Below are 22,159 nucleotides of genomic sequence, written 5' to 3' on the forward strand. Positions count from 1 at the left end.
ATGCGCTGGCACCGGCGGGACGGCTCCGACTAGCCTCGGAGCCGTTCCGTTCAGGAGTCGCCCATGCGTATCCGCGTCAGTCTTCGCCCGCTCGCGCTCGCCTTCACCGTCGTGCTGCTCGGCCTCGCCGTGTCGGCGTGCTCCAAATGCGACATCCCGACCTGGGGCGGCCCGGGCTCGTGCCGGGCCGGCGTGCCGCTGCAATGACGAGACTGCAGTGACGAGGCGACCGCCGGTGGTTTCACACGCGGGCGCGCGGAAAGAGAATCAACCGGAGCGCAGCACGAAGCGGCGATGCGGCTTCTGCACCGGCCGGGCGTTCATCGCATAGAGTTTTGCGAACGCATCGACGTCGGAGGACGCGACCTCGACCGGCTCGGTCATCAGCAGCCACTCGACCGTCTCGGAGCAGGGCGGCGTCGTCAGCGAGCCGGTGTAGCGGTAATAGCTGCGCGCCTTCGGCAGCAGATCCTCGGGGTGCAGGTCGCCGTCGAGCGCCGCGGATTTTCCGGCCTCCCTCGGCATCTCGTCGATCACCTCGGCGAACAGCGGGTTCTTGTCGCCGGTCTCCATCAGCACGCCGACCACCGCGAGACCCGCGTCGTTCTTGTGAACGAAGTGTACCTCCATCGGAAAATGCTTGCCGGCGACGGTGTGCTCGCTCGGCCGATGGAAGTGGAACTGGAGGAGCTGATAAGTCTGGTCGCCGAGCTCGAGCGTGCTGCCCGGCTTCACGTTCACCTGAATCGTGTGGCCGTTGTTGACGATCTTCTCGACGCCCTTGCTCCAGTCGATTTTCAGCTCCGGCAGCTCGGCGCGGATGGTCGGGCCGATGTCGATCGGCGACTGCTGCGCGCCCGCGCCACAGACATTGCTCGCCTTGTCGAGCTCGCCCCAGTGGGCGGGACCGTGGTCGCCGTCGTAGCCCCAGTGCACGCCCTCGTCGGCGCGCGCGATGCCGGCGCACAGCGGGCACAGCGCGAGACCGGCCAAGGCCTTCAGGGTGTGACGTCGATCGAGCTTCATCCGTGATCTCCTCGGGGTTTGGGCGCGACGAGGGGCGTCGCGAGCGTGAGGACGCGGCGGCGGACAAAAAAGAAACGCGACATCGAGTTGCAGAGGATTCGCTCTTAACGCAGCCGCTGAATCGGGGCAAGGGTGTGCGGCCCGCGCGCGCCTCGCGATCGCTCACGAGGGTTGACGAAGGCTTGGCCGACGCGCGAAGCGCCGGCGCCACGCTTTGTATAAATACGATGATACCGGAGAGTTTTCGTTCAGATGCCGGCGCCGCCGCAAACGTCCGCCTCGAGGTCGGCGCGCACCGCGCGCGCGGTGTGCTGGAGGTCGCGGTCGGTGCGCCGGCGGGGCCGCTCGGACGTGATCGCGTGGGTCGCGACGATCCGGCCCGGGCTGCCGGCCAGCACCACCACGCGGTCGGCGAGATAGGTCGCCTCGTCGATGTCGTGGGTGACGAACAGCACGGTCTTGCCGGTCTTCTCGCGCACCCTGATCAGCTCGTCCTGCAGGGTCTCGCGGGTGATCGCGTCGAGCGCCGAGAACGGCTCGTCCATCAGGAGCACGGCGGGGTCGACCGCGAGCGCGCGGGCGAGCGAGACGCGCTGGCGCTGCCCGCCGGACAGCTGGTGTGGCCAGCGCTGCGCGAGATGATCGAGCCCGACGGTGGCGAGTGCCGCGTGCGCTCGCGCCTTGCGCTGGTCGCGCGGCACGTCGCGATGCTCGAGGCCGAACGCGACGTTGTCGATCACCCGCCGCCACGGCAACAGCCGCGAATCCTGAAACACCAGCGCCACCGGGCGCTTTCCGCCGCCGCTCCCGGCGACCGTCACCGTGCCGGCGCTCGGCCGGGCGAGCCCGGCGATCACCCGCAGCAGCGTCGATTTTCCCACCCCCGACGGGCCGACGATCGCCAGAAGCTCGCCGCGGTCGATGTCGAGGTCGAGATCCTTCAACACCTCGGTCGACACGCCGTCGCGTGCAAAAGCGAGCGCGAGCCCGCGGATCTCGATCACGCCCGCCATCGCAACAGCCATCCCTGCAAGGCCACGAACACGGTGTCGATCACGCCGTAGAGCGCCGCCATGGTCAGCATGTAGACGACCACGAGATCGGTCGCGAGCAGGCTCGAGGCCTGCATCATCCGCTGCCCGAGGCCGAACACGCCGAAGATCTCCGCGGCGACCACGGCCATCCAGGCCTGACCGAGCGCGGTGCGGACGCCGACCAGGATGCCGGGCGTCGCCGCCGGCAACAGCACCTTGATCAGGCGCGCCCAGGCCGAGCGGAAGCCGAACGCGTCGGCCACCTCGATCAGATCACGATCGACCGCGCGCACCGCGCCGTGCGCGGCGAAATAGACGATCCAAAAGACGCCGACCGCGATGATGAACACGGCCGCCGCCGGCTGCACGCCGAACCAGATGATCGCGAACGGCACCCAGGCGAGGCCCGGCACCGGCCGCAGCACCCGCACCACCCACGCGGTGAGCGTCTCCAGAACGCCGAACATGCCGGTGAGGACGCCCGCCGCGATGCCGAGACAGATGCCGACCAAAAGGCCTACCACATAGTGCGAGAGGCTCGCGGCGATCGCCGCCGGCCACATGCCGGAGGCGAACTCGCGCAGGAAGGCTGCGGGCACCACGCTCGGCGGCGGCAGGAAGGCCGGGTTCACCAGCCCGAGCCGCGGCACCGCCTCCCAGAAAGCGAGGAAGGCGGCGAGGCCGAGCGGCGGAAGAAGAATTCGTTTCAGTTGCACGGAACGGCTTTCGGAGGTTTCTTGCGTCGCGAGGCGACGTGATCACATGGCGCCTGTCGCCGTCGGGCTCACAAGGTCGCGGACGCCTTCTCGTAATAACGCGGCTCGAACAGGCCATCGAGCGGCAGCTCCTTGTCGAGCGAGCCGAGCACGACCTGATAACGTTGCATCGCGGCGGTCGCCTCGACGATGATGCGCGGATCGGCGATGAACTTCGAGGCGGGCGAGCCGAGCGCCTTCCTGATCGTCGCGGTGTCGATGATGCCTTTTCCGAGCGCGGCCTCGATCGCCGGCGCCGCGCGGTCCGGCTTCTCCTTGATCAGCTTGGTCGCCTTCACCACCGCGTCGACCAGGCCCTGCGCCTGTGCCGGGTTCTTGTCGAGAAACGCGCCGGTCGCCGCCACCACGGTGCCCGGCTGATTGGGGAACATCTCGCCGCCGAGCGCCACCAGCGCGATCGCCGGATTGCGCTCGCGGATGATCGTCACCGCCGGCTCGCGCACCGTGGCACCTTCCACCGCACCGACCTGCACCGCCTGCTGCGTCGCATCGATCCCCATCGGCACGATGGTGACGTCGGCCTTGTCGACCTTGCTCACCTCCCACAGCCAGTGCTGCAGCGTGGTGTTGGGCACCGATCCGGGCGGCTGGGTGGCGAGCCGGGCCGGCGCGCCGGCCTTTGCCCGGTAGTGCGCGAAGGCCTGCGCCGGCGCGACGCCGCCGGCAAAATGCTCGGCGAGCTTCGGCGCCGCGACGAAGGTCATCTCCTCGATCGCGGTGGCCGCCACCACGCGCACGTCGACGCCGCGCGAGCGGGCGACGATCAGCGGCGAGACACCGGCGACATAGACGTCGATCGTGCCGGAGGCGACCGCCGCGATCATGTTCGGCCCCGACTCGAAGGTGGTGAAGGCGGGCGCGATGCCGGCCGCTTTCAGCCAGCCCTCGTGATCGGCGACGAACGCCTGCGAGGCGCCGAGCACCGGAATGAAGCCGATGCGCGCCGGCACGAGAGCGCCGGCGGCAGCCGCGCGACCGATCACGGCGGGGGCGGCGAGGGCGCCGGCGAGGCCGGCGAGAACGAGGCGGCGGGACAGGGCCATGACGGGGATGCTCCGAAAATGCGTCGGGGGCGGTCGCGAGCGACGGGGCGCTCTTGAAGAATGTTTTTCTTTGCATGGCAATATTGCCGCACCAAAAGAGGTGGCTCTTCGGTTCTGCCCGGTTTCGGTAGAACGATCTCGCTCCGCGGCGCCCGTTCGGAGAATCCCCTCCGCAGCCCGGCCGGCGGCGAAACTCTCGCGTGTGCGTCGCAGCCGAGACAGGCCGCCGGCCTCTGGTCCCGGCCCGGCGCTCGTGCTCTATGGCGACAGTCGCCAGGCGTTTTCCGCCCGGCGCCGTGTCCCGAAACGATCCGAGAGCCGCGACAAAAAATGCTCGACACCAAAGCCGGCGGGGCGACCCCCGCGCCCGACCGTCCCGATTCGCTGGCCGGTCTCCATCCCGAGACGCGTCTCGTCCATGCCGGCATCCTGCGCTCGCCTTACGGTGAGACCGCCGAGACGCTCTATCTGACGCAGGGCTTCGTCTACGACCGCGCGGAAACCGCCGAGGCGCGCTTCAAGAACGAGGACCCGGGTTATCAGTACACGCGCTACGGCAACCCGACGCTGTCGATGTTCGAGGACCGGCTCGCCGCGCTCGAGGGGGCCGAGGCGTGCCGCGCCACCGCGACCGGCATGGCGGCCGTGCACGGCGCGATCGTGAGTCTCGTCAAGGCGGGTGATCACGTCGTCGCCCCGCGGGCGATGTTCGGCTCGTGCCGCTGGATCATCGAGGAGATGCTGCCGCGCTTCGGCGTGTCGTTCACGCTGGTCGACGGCGCCGACGTCTCGTCCTGGCGGAACGCCGTGCGGCCGGAGACGACGCTGTTTTTCCTCGAGACGCCGTGCAATCCGACGCTCGAGGTGATCGACCTCGCGGCGGTGGCAGAGATCGCCCACGCGGCCGGCGCGCTTTTGGTGGTCGACAACGTGTTTGCCTCGCCGCTCTATCAGCGCCCGCTCGCGCACGGCGCCGACGTGGTGGTCTATTCCGCCACCAAGCACATCGACGGGCAGGGCCGCTGCATGGGCGGCGCGATCCTCGCCTCGCGCGAGCTGATCGAGGAGCGCATTCAGCTTTTCCTCCGCATGACCGGCCCGAGCATGTCGCCGTTCAATGCCTGGGTCTTGGTGAAGAGCCTCGAGACCTTGCCGCTGCGCATTGCGCGCCAGGCGGAGACGGCCGGAAAACTCGCGGACGCGCTGGCGACGCTGCCCGGCGTGACCAGGGTGATCTTTCCGGGCCGGCCGGACCATCCGCAGGCCGAGGTGATCGCCCGCCAGATGAGCGGGCCGTCGACGCTGATCGCCTTCGAGGTGGCGGGCGGCAAGGCGGGTGCCTACGCCTTCCAGAACGCGCTGAAGGTGGTGAAGATCTCCAACAATCTCGGCGACGCCAAGAGCTTGATCACTCACCCGGCGACCACCACGCATTCGCGCTTCAAGCCGGAGGAGCGCGCCCATCTCGGCATCTCCGACGGCTTGTTGCGGCTGTCGGTCGGGCTCGAGCACGTCGACGATCTGATCTGCGATCTGTCGCGCGCCGCGGGCGCGCCTGCGGCGGCGTGAGGCGAGGCGCCGCAGCAAGACTTGCGGCGACAGCGCGATCGCGACCGGATCTCGTCACGGCGATTCACATCGTCGTGACGAGGCGCCGCCGGCCCGACCACGAACAAATCATGTTCTGATCACGTCGTCGGCACACTGATGCGTCCGCGATCACCTCGGCGGCGCTCGGTGCCGCGCGCGTGCGCAGCCGCGTGCGCGATGGCGGAGTGGGTCCGCACGTCTCGGTAGCGTCACGGATTGCGTGTAACACGCCTCTCGTGTATCCATGACTCGTGCACGAGGGCTGGATCCGGTTCGGGTGGGCGCCGCCGGGTGCGGGCGCTTCGGGCGCACGACCGTGAGGATCGCCCCGTTCGTGACGTGACATTTCGCAGGTGCGAAACGCTGCCGCGCAAGACAAGAGGCTTCGTGCGGCATGATCGTATGTGACCGCTCGGCGTGACTGCTCGGGCGCGACTGGTGTGCCTGACGATCGGGTCGGCGTTGTTGGTCGGTACCCGACCCATTCGGTGCCCGACCTATTCGGTGCGTGACCTGTTCGGTGTGTGACTGCTGGAGCGAGACCGCGAGAGCACCGCGAGAACCGGGCCGCGGGTAGGGCGTCTCGAGGCGGACGGGTCGAGCCTTCGATCCGAACCTCGCGAATGTCGGCGCGTGAACTCGGACTCGTGAACTCGGACGCATGACTTTGGACGCATGACCTTGGACGCATGACCTGGGACTGGCGAACTCGGACCTCGCAGCTGCCGCCCTCGCGAACCTGGACCGTGCGAACGTGAACCTCGTGAACGTGAACCTCGTGAACGTGAACCTCGTGAACGTGACGTGTGACGTGACGTGTGGACGTGAAATCGTGACGACGTGAAACCGTGTGAAGGAGGGACCGTGGAGCATCTGCGACCGAATTATCTGCGCGACGTCGCCTACATCTCCCGCGACTGGATCGAGGCGCACGGCCTGCATCCGGCGGTCGGCGTGGCGATCGAGGTCGCCGCCGAGATCGAGCTGCCGGACGATCGCTCTCCGAGCGAGATCGTCGCGGCGCCGACCGACGAGGAACGCACGATCATCGAGCGTTTGGTGCGCTCCTACATCGCCAGTGGCGTGTTTCCGCCCTCCGCCGACGGCACCTACGGTTTTGCCGAGTGGGAGTTCTCGGTCGAGCCCCGTTGACGATCCAAGAACGACCCCGACGACCTCCGAACGAACGACCTCCGACCGAACGAAGAGCCGAATGCACGAAGAGCCCGGGATCTCCGGGCTCTTCGCGTCTCGTCTCGATGTGTCTCGTCTGACGCGTCTCGTCTGATGCGTCTCGTCTCGAGATGTCGCGTCACGATGTGCCGTCGCCGATCTGCTCCGCCGGGCGGATCGGCGACCGGCCGGCGATCACTGATCGGCCTTGAACGACGGCGCGTTCTGCAGGTCGGCCTTGGTCATGCCGCGCAGCACCACGCGGACCGGGTCGACCATCTTGGAATCGTCCGCATCGGCGCGGGCGCCGGCCGTGCCGCTGGCTCCCGTGCGGCCCGCATCGGCGCGGTTGCCCGCATTGGTGCCGGCGGCGTTCGAGCCGCTGCCGGTGGTCGCGGTGCTGCCGGTCGCGGTGCTGCCGGTGGCCGAGCGGTCGGTGGCGGTGGTGCCGGGCAGCGGCGCGCCGGGCGCCATCCGGCCGCCGGTGTACATCGCGGCGCGATCGGTGTTCTTCTCGTCGACGATCTCCAGCGCCTGGAACGGCACCGCGACGTCCTTCTCGCCGATCCCCAGGAAGCCGCCGACGCCGACGATCGCCGCGACCACCTTGCCGTCGCGGTCGAGCAGCAGGTCGCTGATGTCGCCGATCTCCTCGTTGTTGGCGCCGTAGACGGTGGTGCCGGAGAGGTCCGAGCCGAATATGTGGCCCTGTTGCGGCGCAGCGAGCGGCCGCAGGTTGCTCTGCGATTGGCCGGCCTGCCCGGCGCTCTGCGCCTGGCTGCCCTTCGGTGCGGTCTGGGAGCCGGATTGCGCGAGCGCGGGGCCGGTGATCATCGTACCCGCCAGCAGGCAGGCGAACAGTGTGCGAGTCATGTCGTCTCCTCGAAATGGCTGGGACGTGAGGGCAACGACCGAGGGCGACGATGGTTCGGGGACGCGCCCGAGAGAAAACGCCGCGGGATACGCCCGCGTGGCGGGTTACCGCCGTCTCGGTCCGGGTGCGAAAGGCGGGCGAAAGGCGTCACCCGTTCAGCGGCCACACCAGCACGATCAGCGGCACCGCGACCACCACGACGACGATCTCGAGCGGCAGGCCGAGCCGCCAGTAGTCGCCGAACCGCAGCCCGCCGGGGCCGAGGATCAGCGTGTTGTTCTGGTGGCCGATCGGCGTGAGGAAGGCGCACGAGGCGCCGACCGCCACCGCGATCAGGAACGGGTCGACGCTGACGCCGAGCGTTTGCGCCGCACCGATCGCCACCGGGCACATCACCGTCGCGGTCGCGGCGTTGTTCATGAAATCGGACAGCGTCATGGTCAGCACCAGCACCGCGGCGAGGCCGAGGATCGCGTTGCCCTGCGCCACCTCGTGCAGCAGGAAGCGGGCGACCAGATCGGCGGTGCCGGTGGTCGCCATCGCGCCGGCGACCGGGATCAGCGCGCCGAGCAGCACGATCACCGACCAGTCGATCGCCTCGTAGACCGTGCGGGCCGGCACCAGCCCGGTCACCACCGCGGCGAGCGCGCCGGCGGTGAAGGCGACCGCCGCCGGGGCGAGGCCGAGCGCGGCCGCGCCGACCGCGAGCGCCATGATCACCGCGGCGGTCACCGCATCGCGCAGGCGCGGCAGGCGGATCGAGCGGGCGGCGAGCGGCACGCAGCCGAGCTGCGTGGCAAAACTGTTCAGGCGCTCGGGCAGGCCCTGCATCAACAGCACGTCGCCCGCCTGCAGCGGCAGCCGGCGCAGTCGCGCGCGCGAGCGCTGGCCCTGCCGCGAGATCGCCAGCATGTTGATCGCGTAGCGGGTGCGCAGCTGCACGTCGGCGACCGAGCGGCCGACCAGGGGCGAGGCCGGCAGCACCACCATCTCGAGCAGCGCCAGCTCGCTGTCCTGGGTGGCGGCCGCCACCTTCTGCCCGCTGCCGTCGGCGCTCGCGACGCCGGCCGGCGGCCCGGTGCGCTCCTTCACCTCGGCGCGCTCGTGCACCAGCTCGAGCCCGAGCGCCGGAAGCGCCGCGGCGAGCGCCGCGGAATCCGCTTCGATCACCAGGATGTCGCCGGCGCGCACCCGCTGGCGCGGGTTGAAGGCGGCGAGCCGCACCTCGCGGCGGATCATCCCGACCACGATGGCGTCCGCCTCGTCGAGCTCGGCCTCGATCTCGCGCAGCGTCATGCCGGCGGCGCGGGCGTCGGGCGGGATGCACACTTCCGTGAGATAGACCTCGATCTCGAAGCTCTCCGCGCCCGCCCGCGGCCGCGCCGGCACCAGGATGCGGGCGGCGAGCACCAGGAAGGCGCCGCCGGCGAGCGCCACCGGTACGCCGACCGGGCTGAAATCGAACATCCCGAACCCGACCCCCTCGGCCTGCGCGCGAAACGCCGAGACGATCAGATTGGGCGGCGTGCCGATCAGCGTCGTCATGCCGCCGAGAATCGAGCCGAAGGCGAGCGGCATCAGCATCTGCCCCGGCGGAATCTTTTGGCGGTCGGCGATCTGGACGCCGATCGGCATCAAAAGCGCCAGCGCGCCGACATTGTTCATGAAGGCCGAGAGGAGGGCGCCGAGCGCGGTGAGCGCGGCGATCGAGGCGCCGGGGCCGAGCCCCTTCGGCAGCGCCCGCTGCACCAACAGATCGACGGTGCCGGACTCCTGCAGCGCCCGGCTGAGGATCAGCACCGCCGCCACCGTCACCACCGCCGGGTGGCTGAAGCCGTCGAACGCCTGGGCCGAGGGCACGATGCCGACCAGCACGCAGGCGAGCAGCGCCCCCACCGCGACGAGGTCGTGCCGCCAGCGTCCCCACAGGAACATCGCGGCAGCGGCCGCGAGGATCGTCGTGAGGGCGATCTGGGGAAAGGCCACGCGCGTAAAACTCCTTCGGCCGGAGGCTCGGGCCCGGTGGAGATCGTCGCTACGGTCTTTGCCGGCCCGGCGTCAAGCGCGGACGCGGCGGGCGTTGCGGCGCGGAACCCGCCTCGAGGCGCGGCATTGAGCCGGCATGGCTCCTCTCGACACCCTGGTCGGACTGGCGGCGGCGGTGCTCACCTCCGCGTCCTACGTCCCGCAGGTGCGCAAATGCTGGCGGACCCGGCAGACGGAGGATTTGTCGCTGCGGATGCTGCTGATCCTCTCCGGCGGTATCGGCCTGTGGGTGGTGTACGGCCTCCTGCGCGGTGACGCGGTGATCGTGCTCGCCAACGGCGTGAGTCTGATGCTGCTCGGCAATCTTCTGTATTTCAAGCTCGCCGAGCGCACTCGTGCGGGGGGAACTCGTTCGGGACGCACTCGTTCGGGACGCACTCGTGCGGGGCGCACGCGGGCCGGCCGCGCGGCCGGCGAAGACGTCAGCCGAGAGACTCCATCGTGACGTCGCGTTGTGCGGTGCGCAGAGAGACGACGAAGCCGGCGATCACGTCGAGGAAGGTGATCACCAGAAGGAGGAAGAAGGTCGAGGTGGCGGCCTGTGCGACCAGCAGAAACTCGACCAGCACGGCGATGAACAGCACCAGCGACAAAATGTGGTCGACCACGCTGCGGCGCGACATGCGGGTCGCCTTGGCGATCTCGAGAAACAGGAAGCCGAGGGCGAACACGGTCATCAGGTCGCCGAAGGTCATCGTCCAGGTCGCCTGCGAGATCATCGGCACCCGCAGCACGATGTCGGACCAGGCAAAGCCCGGCAGCAGGAAGGCGACGATGTTGTAGATCGCCACCGGGACGAGGAGCAGCGGAAATCCCATCAGAAACATCGGCGGGTCCTCGCAGGGGCGCAGTCACGGCTCGGGCGCGGTGACGGTTCGGACGCGAACGGCTCGTTCGCACCGGCACAAGACCGCGTTCCGGCCGCGCATGCAACCGGTTCCATCGCACCGAGGGGACTCGTCCCTCTCCCCGGCGCTCGTCGGGACGTCCTGCGTCGTGCGGACTGCTTCGGCCGGACCGCGGGGAGACCAACGCCGAAAACCGCCGCGGCGGGACACCACGGCGGTCGGGTAAAAATCAGTTCGGCGAAGCGCGGCGCGCGGGCGAGAAAAAATCCCGCGGACCGGTCCGCTCAGTCCTCGGACTTCTTCGCGAGGATCTGCCGGCCGCGATACATGCCGGTCTTCAGGTCGATGTGGTGCGGGCGGCGCAGCTCGCCGGAATCCTTGTCCTCGACATAGGACGGCGCCTTCACGGCGTCGGCCGAGCGGCGCATGCCGCGACGGGAGGGCGAGGTCTTTCGTTTCGGCACGGCCATCGTGCTGTCTCCTCGACGTGGGCCGGCTGCGAGAGCGCGCCGAGGCCCCGGTTTTCGGGAAAGTCGGGCTTATAGAGCATGCGGCCCGGCCTGGCTAGGGGGCCCGACCAGGAAATGGCGAGACGTCGCCGTCCGATGCCCCGTTTGCGGGGCTGCTGCGGCCGGAAACGAAACCTCAGCGCCGGGCGTCGAGCACGCAGCCGGCGACCGCCTGCCGGGCGCGCCGCACATAGAGCCCGGCGAGCCGCTGCAGCCCGCGGCCGGGCTTTGCCGCGTTGCGCTTCACCGGGTTCGGCAGGGTGGCGGCGAGCAGCGCCGCCTGGTGCCGCGTCAGGCTGTCGGCCGGCTTGCCGAAGGCGTGCCGGGCTGCGGCCTCGGCGCCGAACTGCCCGTTCGGCCCCCATTCGGCGATGTTGAGATAAATCTCCATCAGCCGCCGCTTGCCGAGCACCAGGTCGAGCCACATCGCCAGCGGCGCCTCCAAAACCTTGCGGACATAGCTGCGGCCGGACCACAGGAAGAGGTTTTTTGCGGTCTGCTGCGACAGGGTCGAGGCGCCGCGGGCGTCGTCGAGCCCGTCCTCCAAAGCGTCGCGGAGTTCCGCGAAATCGATCCCCCAGTGCTGGCAGAAGCGGCCGTCCTCGGCGGCGATCACCGCCTTGACGAGATCGGGGTCGATGTCGGCGATCGGCACCCAGCTGCGCTCGACCGGCATCCGGGTGAGCCAGCGCGCCAGCATCGGCGTCGAGACCGGCCGGCCGACGAGATAGAGCGGCGTCAGCAGGTAGGGCAGGGCCACCAGGACGACCAGCACGGCGGCGGCGAGCCGCAGCCACTCGAACGGCGTGGCCGGCCAGCGTGTCAGGGGGCGGAGGCGTTCGACGAGTTGCATGGCCATGATCTTACCGCGATGCCATGAGCACGTCGTCGTCCGATCTCCCGATTCCCCGAAGATTTGGCGCCGCCGCCGAGATGACCGCGATCATTCAAACCCTGCTGCTGCTGCTCGCCGTGCTGGTCGCGGTCGCGGTTCTGGCGCGCCGGCTCCATGTCGCCCCCTCGATCCTGCTGGTGATCGCCGGGCTCGCGCTGTCCTTCGTGCCGGGCCTGCCGGCGATCGAGCTCGCCCCGGAGTTCGTGCTGCTCGTCGTGCTGCCGCCGCTGATCTATCTCGCCGGCGTCGCCATGAGCTGGCGCGAGTTCCGCTTCAACCTGCGGCCGATCGCCCTGCTCGCCTTCGGCTGCGTGGTGTTCACCACCTGTGCGGTGGCGGCCGGTGCGCATTTCGTGCTCGGGTTGCCGTGGAGCATCGGCTTCGTGCTCGGCGCGATCGTCTCGCCGCCCGACGTGGTGGCGCCGCTCGCGGTCGCCCGCCGGCTCGGCCTGCCGCGCCGCATTCTCGTGGTGCTGGAGGGGGAGGGGCTCGCCAACGACGCGACCGCGCTGATCCTCTACCGCTTCGCGGTCGCCGCGGTGTCGACCGGCGTCTTCTCGCTGCCGGAGGCGATCGGCACCTTCTCGGCGATCGTGGTCGGCGAGATCGCCTACGGCCTCGCGGTCGGCTGGATCGGGCTTCGGCTGCGCCACTGGGCACGCGACCCGCGGGTCGAGATCACGCTGGCGATGATGATGCCCTATCTCGCCTACTGGGTGCCGGAGCATCTCGGCGGCTCGGGCGTGCTGGCGACCGTCGCGGCGGGCCTCTATGTGAGCTGGAACGGGCCCCTGCTGATCTCGTCGGCCACCCGGCTGCAGGGCATCTTCGTCTGGGACCTGTTCACCTACCTGATCGAGGGCTTCATCTTCCTGATCGTCGGCATGCAGGCGCGCGCGCTGGTCGACCGCATCGAGTCGCACTCGCTGTCGGAGCTGGTGGTCGGCGTGCTGGTGACCACCGCGATCTGCATCGTCGCCCGCTTCGTGTGGGTCTATCCGGCGATCTACCTCCCGCGAAAGATCCCGGCGGTGCGGCGGCGCGATCCGGCGCCGATCTGGCAGCGCCCGTTCATGATCGCCTTCGTCGGCGTGCGCGGGGTGGTGTCGCTCGCCGCCGCGCTCGCGCTGCCGCTCACCCTCGGCAACGGCGAGCCGTTTCCGCAGCGCGAGTTCATCCTGTTCGTGGTGTTCGGGGTGATCGTGCTGACGCTGGTCGGGCAGGGGCTGATGATGCCGCTGGTGATGCGCTGGCTCGGGCTCGCCCGGGTCGGCCTGGCCGAGCAGCGGCGCGAGCGCGAGGCGGAGCTGCGGGCCCGCCACGAGGCGACCGACGCCGCGCAGAAGCGGCTCGACGAGCTCGCCGCCGAGGGCGAGGTCGATGCCGGCATCGCCGCGCTTCTGAAGGCGCGCAACGTCCAGCGCACGCTCCAGGTGCCGCGCACGCTGGAGGAGGGGTTCGAGATCGCCGCGCTCGGCGCCAAGCTCAGGCTCGAGCTGATCGACGCCGAGCGGCGCCATCTCCATCAGCTCGAGCGCGACGGCAAGCTGACCGACTATGCCCGCCGCCGGATCGAGCGAGAGCTGGACCTCGAGGAGGCCTCGATCGCCTGCAAGGCGGAGACCTACGAGCCGCCGGTGTCGGGGGGATGAGGGGCAGATCCTTTTCACCTCGTTCTTGAGGGTGTCGGAACGATGAATGTTTATGTCTCCCGACATCCTCGAGATGACATCCTCGAGATTTTCTTGTGTTTCGCGGAAACCGTGTGTATTGTTAAGCTAGTTGGAGTCTGTGATGATGTCTGTTTCCGCATTGGCGGCAGCCAAGGCCGTGTGTGAGATGAGGGGTTGGACACTCTCCAACTTGGCCCTTCAAAAGATCCTGTACATCGCGCACATGTTTCACCTCGCTATGACAGGCAAGCCCCTGATTAACGAGGAGTTCGAAGCCTGGGATTATGGGCCTGTGGTGCCGGAGGTGTATCGACGAGTTCGGGCGTTTGGTAGTGATCCGATCAGAAACGTCTTTCATTGGGAGCCCGCCCTTGAGCGAGATACGACTGAATATCAGGCCCTCAAGGCGGCAGCGGATGCTACCAATGGAATGAGTCCTGCGAGTCTTGTTGCGTTCACGCATTCCCCAAAAGGCGCGTGGAGCCGTTGTTATAAGCCAAATGTCCGCGGTATAACTATTCCGAATGAGCTGATTTTGGACGAATACCGTGCCAGAAAATCTAAATGATGGAAATGAGCTGGGGCGGATTCTGTCGGGCGAGCCGGCTCCAGACCAAAAAGACGAGAAAATTGCAGCATTGGAGACAAAATTAAAAGACATCGAAAACATCTTTTACGAAGAGCGCTTTCTCTGGATAATTATTTCCATCATTCTTTTTGATGCATATATATTCACGCACATGGCGAATTGGGCTGGAGCTGTCGTAGTTGGCATATTTGAATTAATTTTTGTACTGATCATGGCGGATCGTTGCGGAGTTGACACAGTAGCTCCGTTAATTGACAAAATAACTGGATTTCTAGTCCGCACCTCTCGCGATGCGAGTTCGTAATCTATCACCTTATGACTATTGAGGTCGATGGCGACAGGAAAGCCGTCACCGCCCCTTCTCGGCCAGAAGGTCGCGATAGAGCTGGGCGTAGCGGCGGGCGGAGCGGCGCCAGGAGACGTCGGCGCGCATGGCGTTCCTCTGCACGCGGCGCCATACCCGGCCGTTCCGCCACAGCGCGGTGGTGCGCAGGATCGCCGCCTCCAGCATGCCGATCGTCGGCGTGAACTGGACGCCGGTGCCGACCCCCTCGGCGATCGCCATGTCGTTGCAGTCGATCACCGTGTCGGCGAGCCCGCCGACATGGGCGACCACCGGCAGCGTGCCGTAGCGCAGCGCGCACATCTGGGCGAGGCCGCACGGCTCGTAGCGCGACGGCATCAGCAGCGCGTCGGCGCCGGCCTGGATCAGGTGGGCGAGCTCCTCGTCGTAGCCGATCACGCAGCCGACCCGGCCCTGATGGATCCGCGCGGCATCGATGAAGGCCTGCTGAAGCGCCCGCTCGCCGGTGCCGAGCACGACCAGCTGTGCGCCGGTCGCGAGCAGCGTCGGCAGCACCTCGACCAGCATGTCGAGGCCTTTTTGCCAGGTCAGCCGGCTCACCACGCCGAACAAGAGCGCGTCGTCGTTGGCGAGCCCGAGCCGCTGCTTGAGCACCGCCTTGTTGGCGATCCGTGGGGCGATCCGGCGGGCGTCGAACTTTGCCGCGATCAGCGGGTCGGTCGCCGGGTTCCACACCGCGTCGTCGATGCCGTTGAGGATGCCGGACAGCCGCTCGGTGCGCACCCGCAACAGGCCGTCGAGCCCCATGCCGTATTCCGGCGTGCGGATTTCGGCGGCATAGGTCGGCGACACCGTGGTGATCCAGTCGGCGAGCGCCAGCCCCGCCTTGAGGAAGCCGATCTCGCCGTGGAACTCGACGCCGTTGATGCTGTAGGCCTGCGGCGGCAGCGCCAGCGCCGGCAGGAGCGATGCCGGAAACAGCCCCTGGAAGGCGAGGTTGTGCACCGTGGTGACGGTGCGCGGGCCGCGCTCGTGGCCGTAGCGCAGATAGGCCGCGGCGAGGCCGGACTGCCAGTCGTGCGCGTGCAGGACGTGCGGCTGGAACGACGGCACGGCGCCGGCGGCGAGGCTCGCCGCGACCTTGCCGAGCGCGCCGAAGCGGATCGCGTTGTCCGGCCAATCGCGCCCGTCAGGCGCCATGTAGGGGTTGCCCGGCCGATTGTAGAGATGCGGCGCGTCGATCGCGATCAGCTCGAGGCCGTGCGCCCGCCCGTGCAGCAGCTTTGCCGGGTTGCCGAACAGGTCGGCGATCTGCAGGACCGGGACGACCTCGTCGAGCGCCTTGAGAACGGCCGGATAGCCGGGCACCAGCGTCACCACCCGCACGTGCTCGGGCGCGAGCGCCGCCGGCAGCGCACCGGCGACGTCCGCGAGACCTCCGGTCTTGACGAGCGGGAAGATCTCCGAGACGACGGACAGAACGACGATCGGTGCCGAGGTGGTCACAACCGATCGATCATGTGCTGGGTGATCAGGCAGATCCCGCTCTCGGTGCGGCGGAACCGCTCCGCGTCGAGCTCCGGGTCCTCGCCGACCACCAGCTTGGGGGGAATCTGGGTGCCCTTGTCGACCACCACCTTGGTGAGCCGCGCGCCACGGCCGATATCGACCTGCGGCAGGATCACCGAGCTGTCGACCGAGGCGAAGGAGTGCACCCGCGCGCCGGTGCCGACCAGCGAGCGCTTGATCGCCGCGCCCGAGACGATGCAGCCGCCGGCCACCAGCGAGGCCACCGCCATGCCGCGCCGGCCCTGCTCGTCGTGCACGAACTTGGCGGGCGGGGTGATCTCGGCATAGGTCCAGATCGGCCAGTTGTGGTCGAACAGGTCGAGCTGCGGCACCACCGCGGTGAGGTCGATATTGGCCTCCCAATAGGCGTCGATGGTGCCGGCGTCGCGCCAGTAGACGTCGGCCTCCTCGCGCGAGCGTACGCACGAGCGCGAGAACGGATGCGACACCGCCTTCCCGTACTTCACGAGGTACGGCACGATGTCCTTGCCGAAGTCGTGCTGCGAGTGCGGGTCGTGGGCGTCGCGGCGGACCTGGTCGATCAGGAATTTCGTGTTGAAGACGTAGATGCCCATGCTGGCGAGCGCCTGGGTCGGGTCGCCCGGCATGTGCGGCGGCGTCGCCGACTTCTCGATGAAGTCGGTGATCAGCTCGTTCTCGTCGACATGGACGACGCCGAAATGCTTGGCCTGCTCGATCGGCACCGCGAGGGTGGCGACCGTGATGTCGGCCTTCTGCTCCACGTGCTGCTGGAGCATCGGCTCGTAGTCCATCTTGTAGACGTGGTCGCCGGCCAGCAGCACGATGTATTCGGGATTGTAGCCCTCGATGATGTCGAGGTTCTGATAGACGGCGTCGGCCGTGCCGGCGTACCAGCTGGCGCCGGCGATGCGCTGGCTCGCCGGCAGGATGTCGAAGCTCTCGTTCCGTTCGGGGCGGAAGAAGTTCCAGCCCCGTTGCATGTGGCGGATCAGGCTGTGCGCCTTGTACTGGGTCGCCACCGCGATGCGGCGAATGCCCGAATTGAGGGCGTTGGAGAGCGTGAAATCGATGATGCGTGACTTGCCGCCGAAATAGACCGCCGGCTTGGCGCGGTTGTCGCACAGCTCGTGGAGCCGGCTGCCGCGCCCGCCGGCGAGGACGTAGGCCATCGCACTACGCGCGAGCGGGCCCGACATGGGATTGTCGATCGGCACGGAATTGCCTCTTGTGGTTGGGGTGCGATTGTCTCCGGGTCGTCACTCCGCTCGACGCGCAATACCGGACCGACACGACAGTCCCACGTCGTTGCCGAGCCGGCTCAGGACCTCAGATAAGCCTCCGTCGCGTAGCGCCGCATCATGCGGGTGCTGTTGAACACCGCGCCGATCTTGGCGATGGTCTGCTGCATCATCCAGATCCAGCGCGCGCGGTTCTCGCAATAGAGCGGCAGCACGGTGGATTCGAGCTTGCCGTACATGTCGTTGGCGTGGGCGGTGGCCGAGGAGTCGCTGCCGTCGGTGCCGATCGACCAGCCGGTGACGCCCTCTTCCCAGCCTTCCAGCCACCAGCCGTCGAGCACGCTGAAGTTCAGCACGCCGTTGAAGGCCGCCTTCATGCCGCTGGTGCCGGACGCCTCGAGCGGCGGCACCGGGTTGTTGAGCCACACGTCGACGCCGGACACCAGCTTGTTGGCGACGGCGATCGAGTAGTTCGGCAGGAAGGTCATCGGGATGGAGTCGATCGCCCGCATGTGGGCGTGGATCCCGCGGATCATGCCCTTGCCCTCGAAGTCGCGCGGATGCGACTTGCCGGCCATCACCACCTGGAACGGATAGCGCTGGCCGATCGCCTTCAGCCGCTCGACGTCGTGGAACAGCAGGTCGGGCCGCTTGTAGCCGGTCATCCGGCGGGCGAAGCCGATCAGCGGCACCTCCGGGTCCATCTCGACGCCGGTGGTGGCGCGGATGTGGGCGAGCAGCTCGCCCTTGGCCTTCTGGTGGGCGGCCCACAGCGCGTCCGGCGGCATCTGGTCGGCCTTGAGGAGCTCGTCGAGCTGATAGGCCCAGTGCGGCGCGATGGTGCGGAACAGCTCGGCGATCGCCGGATGCATCCAGGTCGGCACGTGGGCGCCGTTGGTCACCGTGCTGATCTTGTACTCGGGGAACATCTTCTGCGCGGTCTCGGCGTGCCGGCGCGCGACGCCGTTGGCATAGCGCGAGAGGTTGAGCGCGAGCCGGGTCATGTTCAGCTTGTCGGCGCCGGCCAAGAGCTTGAGCTGGTCGAATTCGATCAGGTCGCCGACGATCGAGCGGACGTCCGCATAGTCGAAGCGGTCGTGGCCGGCCTCGACCGGGGTGTGGGTGGTGAACACGCACTTCTCACGCACGGCGTGGACGTCGTAGCTGAACGGCTCCGGGATGCCGGGGATGCGGTTGATGCGGTGCTGGTCGAGCAGCGCCAGCGACAGGAACGCCGCGTGCCCCTCGTTGAGGTGATAGGTGTCGATGCTGAAGCCGAGCGCGCGCAGCACGCGGACGCCGCCGATGCCGAGCACCGCCTCCTGCTTGATGCGGTCCTTCTGGTCGCCGAAATAGAGGCGATTGGTGATGATGCGGTCGCGCGGGTCGTTCTCGGACACGTTGGTGTCGAGCAGGATCACCGGGATCTTGGGGCCGCGCGGCGAGGCGAGCTCGTAGAGCCACGGCCGGATCCACACCTGCCGGCCCTCGATCTTGACCGCCACCAGGGCGCCGATCGGGATCGCCCACTCCTCGGGGTTCCACGGGTCGGGGGCGTCGATCTGATTGCCGTCGGCGTCGATCTCCTGCTTGTTCGAGCCCTCGCGCGAGGCGAGCGTCACGAACACCATCGGCAGGTCGAGATCGGCGGCGGAACGCGCGGCGTCTCCCGCCAGCAGGCCGAGGCCACCGGAATAGGTGTGCATCTCCTCCCGGATGCCGACCTCCATGGAGAAGTAGGCAATGCGGTTGACGGACAGATAAGGGGCGACTTCGATCATTTCAGCTCCGGAAGGGGATGGAGACGACGACATCGGGCTCGACGCGAGGGCGGTCGTATCGCCTTGTGCGGACGAGCCCGTTCGGCCGCGCCGGACCGTCGTCGCGACGGGATCGGCACGGGCCGGGCGCTCAGGACGGCCGAGACGGCCGACCGGGGTGTTGCCTCGACCGGGACACGCCTTGCGGCCGCGGCTCACAATGATGGCCGGGCATCGGCAACGACGGTCCTGTCGACGAATGTGCCATCCGGTTCGGCTCCCCCTGTTCGCATCCGAGTTCGATGCAATGCAACAGACGCATGGGTCTTTCAAGCATGGAACTCGTCGATCGCACGTTTCTGTGTCGCACATTATGCAGCGGTCACGCAAAGGCCACCAGAGCGTCGCACGGCGAATCCGGCCGCCGGACGGGGGTGGCGGGCGGTGGCGCGGACGTTTGGGCGGGCGATCTGCAGATCCGGCAAAATAAGAAAATAATTTGCACTCACGACCGGCGTCGTGCGGCGGCGGATCACGGCGGACGCAGGACGCGCCGGGCCGGGACCCGGACATCTCCACGGAAAAAGACGTCGGCCCGAAAAGCGTCGTCGGCACGGAAGCCGGCGGCACGGAAGACGTGGACACGAAAAAAGAGAGCGCCGCGGCGGGCGGCGCTCTCCGAAACGCGGGGGTGCGCGGTGGGGCGGCTCAGCGGCCGAGCACCGCGATCGTGACCGGCGCGAGGCCGTGGCCCATGCCGATCGCGCGGGCGCCGGCGGGCGTGAGGTCGATCACCCGGCCCTTCACGAACGGGCCGCGATCGTTGATCCGCACCACGACGGAGCGCCCGTTGCGGCGGTTCGTCACGCGGACCTTGGTGCCGAAGGGAAGATGGCGGTGGGCGGCGGTCAGTCGACCGGGATGGGCCCGCTCGCCATTGGCGGTCTTGCCGCCGGAATAGACGGACGCGACACCCGACTGGGTGAATGCGTGGGCGCGGTCCGCGACTACAATAAAAGCTGTCATGAATACGATAAAGGCGACAAGAACGTGTGTATAGTTTCGTACCTTCATGCTGGACTTACTCTCCCTCTTGCTACGTGCCGCAGCGCATTAAAGGGAGAAATGTGCACATAACGTGGCCGGCCCGGAGGTTCCGATCACGTTGTGTGTCTTGTATTTCAACACGAAGGAGAGTCGAATTGACCGGGTTGCCGATCCGCCCGGCTGCACGTCGCCTGGCTGTTTCGCCCCGGCGAGGGCGCGGCGCAGGCACGGCGAGCGCTCGCGAGGGAGCGGCGCGGCGGGCGACGGCGCGCGAAAAAAAACGCGCCCCGACCGGGATCGGGGCGCGCGACCCGCGGGGCCGCCGCGGGTGGATCGAAAGCCGTCGGGCTCGTTACTTCTTCGAGCCGTCCGCCTTGAACGAGGAGAGATAGGCCCAGAGGTTCTCCCGATCCTGCTCGTTCTTGATGCCGGCGAACACCATCTTGGTGCCCGGAATCTTCTTGCGGGGATCGGTGATGTATTCGAGGAAGGTTTCCTTGTTCCAGGTGATGCCGGAATTCTTGTTGGCGTCGGAATAGTTGAAGCCCTCGACGATGCCGCTGTGCCGGCCTTCGAGGCCGTTCAGTTCCGGGCCGACCTTGTTCTTCGCGCCGGGGCCGATGTTGTGGCACGGCGTGCACTTCCGGAACTGGACCGCGCCGGCTTCGGCGTCGGCGGCCACCGCAACGCCGGTCGAGGCGGCGAGGGCGAGTGCCATAACGAACGCTCTCGTAATCATTTTGCCTGGTTCCCTTATTCGCTCGCGAGGACCGGCCACCGAGTCGTTCGGCCCGAACTGGAGGCCTCGCAGCGTGCAAAAGAGCCGGATGTCAGCCGAAAATCAAGCCGTCGTGCGAAGATCGGTGCGGCATGGTTCGCGGTCCGTGATCGTTCCGGCCGCTCACGGCGCCGGTTCCGTCGGTGGCTCCGGTCGGGAACCGGGGCGGTTCGCTTGAAACCGATCGGCGCCTCGAGCATCATCTCGCGATGACCCCCGTCCCCCGCCTGCAGCCGTTCTCCGGACCGGCGATCCTGAGCTACGGCTTCCGTCCGTTCTTCCTGCTCGGCGCGCTCTATGCCGCGGTGACGGTGCTGATGTGGCTGCCGGTCTACGAGGGTCGCATCGCGCTCGACGGCGTCTTCACGCCGACCGACTGGCACGCGCACGAGCTTCTGTTCGGCTATGTCGCCGCGGTCGTCACCGCCTTTCTGCTCACCGCGATTCCCAACTGGACCGGACGGCTGCCGCTCAATGGCTGGCCGCTCCTGATGCTGGTTCTGGTGTGGGTCGCCGGCCGGCTCGCGGTGGCGGCGGGAGGCCTGCTCGGCTGGGGGCTCGTCGCGCTGATCGATGCGAGCTTTCTCGTGCTGGTGATCGCGGTCACCGGACGCGAGGTCGTCGCCGGCAAGAACTGGCGCAACCTGCGTGTCCTCGTCGTCCTCGCCGTGTTCGCGATCGCCAACGTGGTGTTTCACGTCGAGGCGCATCGGTGGGGCGGGGCGCTGCTCGGGCGGCGGCTGGCGGTCGCCGCGGTGCTGATGCTGATCGTGCTGATCGGCGGGCGGATCGTGCCGAGCTTCACCCGCAACTGGCTGGTGCGCGAGAATCCGGGGCGGCTGCCGGCGGCGTTCGGCCGCTTCGACGCGATCTCGATCGTGGTCACGGTCCTCGCGCTTGCGGCGTGGCTGGCCGCGCCCGGCTCGGCGGTCGCCGGCGCGCTGCTGATCGCCGCCGGGCTTCTGCATGCGGTGCGGCTCGTCCGCTGGGCCGGCTGGCGGGCGCTGCGCGACCCGCTGGTGTGGGTGCTGCACGCCGGCTACGCCTTCGTGCCGCTCGGCTTCCTGCTGACCGGCGCGGCCGCCTTCTTCCCGCTGGCGATCGCCGAGAGCGCCGGCATCCATGCCTGGACGGTCGGCGCGTTCGGCGTGACGACGCTCGCGGTGATGACCCGGGCGACCCGCGGCCACACCGGCCATCCGCTGATCGCGCCGCCGGCGACGCTGGCGGTCTATCTCGCGGTGATCGCCGCCGCGCTGTTGCGCATCGCCGCCGGCCTCTGGCCGGAGACCGGCATGCTGCTGCTGTGGCTCGCGGCGATCGCGTGGGGCGGGGCGTTTCTCGGCTTCTGCGCCGCCTATCTGCCGATGCTCGCGAGACCACGCCGCGGCGGGGCCTGACCGGG

The 22,159-nt window shown here is 68.3% G+C and carries 22 protein-coding genes; 8 read left to right on the forward strand and 14 right to left on the reverse strand.

The window, feature by feature from the left end; all coding sequences use genetic code 11:
• Positions 1-63: 63 nt before the first annotated feature.
• Positions 64-207, forward strand: a complete 144-nt coding sequence (locus tag A33M_RS23645; RefSeq protein ID WP_008383459.1) for a hypothetical protein — start codon at positions 64-66, stop codon at positions 205-207.
• A gap of 60 nt (positions 208-267) precedes the next feature.
• Here the strand turns inward: A33M_RS23645 and A33M_RS03325 are convergent, their stop codons facing one another.
• The 4 genes from A33M_RS03325 to A33M_RS03340 form a co-directional block, all read right to left on the reverse strand.
• On the reverse strand, positions 268-1,026 hold the full coding sequence (locus A33M_RS03325) for a carbonic anhydrase (RefSeq protein ID WP_008383462.1): 759 nt from the start codon (positions 1,024-1,026) through the stop codon (positions 268-270).
• Positions 1,027-1,274: 248 nt separating this feature from the next.
• Positions 1,275-2,039: an ABC transporter ATP-binding protein gene (locus A33M_RS03330; protein ID WP_008383464.1), complete on the reverse strand. Its 765-nt coding sequence runs from the start codon at positions 2,037-2,039 to the stop codon at positions 1,275-1,277.
• A complete protein-coding gene (locus A33M_RS03335) occupies positions 2,027-2,776 on the reverse strand; it encodes an ABC transporter permease (RefSeq protein ID WP_008383466.1) in 750 nt (249 codons plus the stop codon). Before A33M_RS03335 ends, A33M_RS03330 begins: the two co-directional genes overlap by 13 nt.
• A gap of 68 nt (positions 2,777-2,844) precedes the next feature.
• Positions 2,845-3,879, reverse strand: a complete 1,035-nt coding sequence (locus A33M_RS03340; protein WP_008383468.1) for an ABC transporter substrate-binding protein — start codon at positions 3,877-3,879, stop codon at positions 2,845-2,847.
• A 330-nt stretch (positions 3,880-4,209) separates the two neighbouring features.
• Here A33M_RS03340 and metZ point away from each other — a divergent pair, with 330 nt between their 5' ends.
• Positions 4,210-5,448: an O-succinylhomoserine sulfhydrylase gene (gene metZ, locus A33M_RS03345; protein WP_083850282.1), complete on the forward strand. Its 1,239-nt coding sequence runs from the start codon at positions 4,210-4,212 to the stop codon at positions 5,446-5,448.
• 885 nt (positions 5,449-6,333) lie between these two features.
• The gene (locus A33M_RS03350) at positions 6,334-6,621 is read left to right on the forward strand and encodes a hypothetical protein (protein WP_008383472.1); all 288 of its coding nucleotides are present in this window, start codon (positions 6,334-6,336) and stop codon (positions 6,619-6,621) included.
• Positions 6,622-6,837: 216 nt separating this feature from the next.
• Here A33M_RS03350 and A33M_RS24360 read toward each other — a convergent pair whose 3' ends face one another.
• The gene (locus tag A33M_RS24360; RefSeq protein WP_008383474.1) at positions 6,838-7,515 is read right to left on the reverse strand and encodes a PRC-barrel domain-containing protein; all 678 of its coding nucleotides are present in this window, start codon (positions 7,513-7,515) and stop codon (positions 6,838-6,840) included.
• A 148-nt stretch (positions 7,516-7,663) separates the two neighbouring features.
• Complete coding sequence (locus A33M_RS03360; protein ID WP_008383478.1) at positions 7,664-9,502, reverse strand: SLC13 family permease; 1,839 nt, start codon at positions 9,500-9,502, stop codon at positions 7,664-7,666.
• 136 nt (positions 9,503-9,638) lie between these two features.
• Here A33M_RS03360 and A33M_RS03365 point away from each other — a divergent pair, with 136 nt between their 5' ends.
• The gene (locus A33M_RS03365; protein ID WP_008383480.1) at positions 9,639-10,007 is read left to right on the forward strand and encodes a SemiSWEET family sugar transporter; all 369 of its coding nucleotides are present in this window, start codon (positions 9,639-9,641) and stop codon (positions 10,005-10,007) included.
• Here the strand turns inward: A33M_RS03365 and A33M_RS03370 are convergent.
• From A33M_RS03370 to mtgA, 3 genes are all read right to left on the reverse strand, one after another.
• Positions 9,985-10,389, reverse strand: coding sequence for a hypothetical protein (locus A33M_RS03370; RefSeq protein WP_008383482.1), 405 nt, complete (start codon positions 10,387-10,389; stop codon positions 9,985-9,987). The two genes, A33M_RS03365 and A33M_RS03370, sit on opposite strands and share 23 nt — an antisense overlap.
• A 305-nt stretch (positions 10,390-10,694) precedes the next feature.
• On the reverse strand, positions 10,695-10,880 hold the full coding sequence (rpmF, locus tag A33M_RS03375) for a 50S ribosomal protein L32 (RefSeq protein ID WP_008383484.1): 186 nt from the start codon (positions 10,878-10,880) through the stop codon (positions 10,695-10,697).
• A gap of 175 nt (positions 10,881-11,055) precedes the next feature.
• Positions 11,056-11,772: a monofunctional biosynthetic peptidoglycan transglycosylase gene (mtgA, locus tag A33M_RS03380; protein ID WP_157223306.1), complete on the reverse strand. Its 717-nt coding sequence runs from the start codon at positions 11,770-11,772 to the stop codon at positions 11,056-11,058.
• Between the two features lie 80 nt (positions 11,773-11,852).
• Between mtgA and A33M_RS03385 the strand changes: the two genes are divergently transcribed.
• From A33M_RS03385 to A33M_RS23650, 3 genes are all read left to right on the forward strand, one after another.
• Positions 11,853-13,466, forward strand: coding sequence for a Na+/H+ antiporter (locus tag A33M_RS03385; RefSeq protein WP_040619105.1), 1,614 nt, complete (start codon positions 11,853-11,855; stop codon positions 13,464-13,466).
• 142 nt (positions 13,467-13,608) lie between these two features.
• Positions 13,609-14,055: a Panacea domain-containing protein gene (locus tag A33M_RS22715; protein ID WP_040619107.1), complete on the forward strand. Its 447-nt coding sequence runs from the start codon at positions 13,609-13,611 to the stop codon at positions 14,053-14,055.
• On the forward strand, positions 14,036-14,380 hold the full coding sequence (locus tag A33M_RS23650) for a hypothetical protein (protein ID WP_157223307.1): 345 nt from the start codon (positions 14,036-14,038) through the stop codon (positions 14,378-14,380). The genes A33M_RS22715 and A33M_RS23650 overlap by 20 nt, the downstream gene beginning before the upstream one ends.
• Before the next feature lie 45 nt (positions 14,381-14,425).
• Here the strand turns inward: A33M_RS23650 and glgA are convergent, their stop codons facing one another.
• The 5 genes from glgA to A33M_RS03415 form a co-directional block, all read right to left on the reverse strand.
• The gene (gene glgA, locus A33M_RS03395; protein ID WP_008383492.1) at positions 14,426-15,886 is read right to left on the reverse strand and encodes a glycogen synthase GlgA; all 1,461 of its coding nucleotides are present in this window, start codon (positions 15,884-15,886) and stop codon (positions 14,426-14,428) included.
• Complete coding sequence (gene glgC, locus A33M_RS03400) at positions 15,883-17,127, reverse strand: glucose-1-phosphate adenylyltransferase (RefSeq protein WP_040619128.1); 1,245 nt, start codon at positions 17,125-17,127, stop codon at positions 15,883-15,885. Before glgC ends, glgA begins: the two co-directional genes overlap by 4 nt.
• A gap of 122 nt (positions 17,128-17,249) precedes the next feature.
• Entirely contained in the window at positions 17,250-18,950 is a 1,701-nt protein-coding gene (gene glgP, locus A33M_RS03405; protein ID WP_008383496.1) for an alpha-glucan family phosphorylase, read from the reverse strand.
• A 687-nt stretch (positions 18,951-19,637) separates the two neighbouring features.
• Positions 19,638-19,955, reverse strand: coding sequence for a septal ring lytic transglycosylase RlpA family protein (locus A33M_RS03410; RefSeq protein WP_237718260.1), 318 nt, complete (start codon positions 19,953-19,955; stop codon positions 19,638-19,640).
• A 373-nt stretch (positions 19,956-20,328) separates the two neighbouring features.
• Complete coding sequence (locus A33M_RS03415) at positions 20,329-20,694, reverse strand: c-type cytochrome (RefSeq protein ID WP_008383501.1); 366 nt, start codon at positions 20,692-20,694, stop codon at positions 20,329-20,331.
• 269 nt (positions 20,695-20,963) lie between these two features.
• On the opposite strand from A33M_RS03415, the gene A33M_RS03420 reads away from it, so the two are divergent.
• The gene (locus tag A33M_RS03420) at positions 20,964-22,154 is read left to right on the forward strand and encodes an NnrS family protein (RefSeq protein ID WP_008383504.1); all 1,191 of its coding nucleotides are present in this window, start codon (positions 20,964-20,966) and stop codon (positions 22,152-22,154) included.
• Positions 22,155-22,159: the final 5 nt, after the last annotated feature.

The organism is Rhodovulum sp. PH10 (genome assembly GCF_000293785.1).
In the GTDB taxonomy this organism is placed as follows: Bacteria; Pseudomonadota; Alphaproteobacteria; order Rhizobiales; family Xanthobacteraceae; genus Rhodoplanes.

What these genes read in the sequence shown, in the direction of transcription:
- A33M_RS23645 (WP_008383459.1), top strand. Translation starts at nt 64, where the DNA reads ATGCGTATCCGCGTCAGTCTTCGCCCGCTCGCGCTCGCCTTCACCGTC.
- A33M_RS03325 (WP_008383462.1), bottom strand. Translation starts at nt 1,026, where the DNA reads ATGAAGCTCGATCGACGTCACACCCTGAAGGCCTTGGCCGGTCTCGCG.
- A33M_RS03330 (WP_008383464.1), bottom strand. Translation starts at nt 2,039, where the DNA reads ATGGCGGGCGTGATCGAGATCCGCGGGCTCGCGCTCGCTTTTGCACGC.
- A33M_RS03340 (WP_008383468.1), bottom strand. Translation starts at nt 3,879, where the DNA reads ATGGCCCTGTCCCGCCGCCTCGTTCTCGCCGGCCTCGCCGGCGCCCTC.
- metZ (WP_083850282.1), top strand. Translation starts at nt 4,210, where the DNA reads ATGCTCGACACCAAAGCCGGCGGGGCGACCCCCGCGCCCGACCGTCCC.
- A33M_RS24360 (WP_008383474.1), bottom strand. Translation starts at nt 7,515, where the DNA reads ATGACTCGCACACTGTTCGCCTGCCTGCTGGCGGGTACGATGATCACC.
- A33M_RS03365 (WP_008383480.1), top strand. Translation starts at nt 9,639, where the DNA reads ATGGCTCCTCTCGACACCCTGGTCGGACTGGCGGCGGCGGTGCTCACC.
- A33M_RS03370 (WP_008383482.1), bottom strand. Translation starts at nt 10,389, where the DNA reads ATGTTTCTGATGGGATTTCCGCTGCTCCTCGTCCCGGTGGCGATCTAC.
- rpmF (WP_008383484.1), bottom strand. Translation starts at nt 10,880, where the DNA reads ATGGCCGTGCCGAAACGAAAGACCTCGCCCTCCCGTCGCGGCATGCGC.
- mtgA (WP_157223306.1), bottom strand. Translation starts at nt 11,772, where the DNA reads ATGCAACTCGTCGAACGCCTCCGCCCCCTGACACGCTGGCCGGCCACG.
- A33M_RS03385 (WP_040619105.1), top strand. Translation starts at nt 11,853, where the DNA reads ATGACCGCGATCATTCAAACCCTGCTGCTGCTGCTCGCCGTGCTGGTC.
- A33M_RS22715 (WP_040619107.1), top strand. Translation starts at nt 13,609, where the DNA reads ATGATGTCTGTTTCCGCATTGGCGGCAGCCAAGGCCGTGTGTGAGATG.
- glgC (WP_040619128.1), bottom strand. Translation starts at nt 17,127, where the DNA reads ATGTCGGGCCCGCTCGCGCGTAGTGCGATGGCCTACGTCCTCGCCGGC.
- glgP (WP_008383496.1), bottom strand. Translation starts at nt 18,950, where the DNA reads ATGATCGAAGTCGCCCCTTATCTGTCCGTCAACCGCATTGCCTACTTC.
- A33M_RS03410 (WP_237718260.1), bottom strand. Translation starts at nt 19,955, where the DNA reads ATGACAGCTTTTATTGTAGTCGCGGACCGCGCCCACGCATTCACCCAG.
- A33M_RS03415 (WP_008383501.1), bottom strand. Translation starts at nt 20,694, where the DNA reads ATGGCACTCGCCCTCGCCGCCTCGACCGGCGTTGCGGTGGCCGCCGAC.
- A33M_RS03420 (WP_008383504.1), top strand. Translation starts at nt 20,964, where the DNA reads ATGACCCCCGTCCCCCGCCTGCAGCCGTTCTCCGGACCGGCGATCCTG.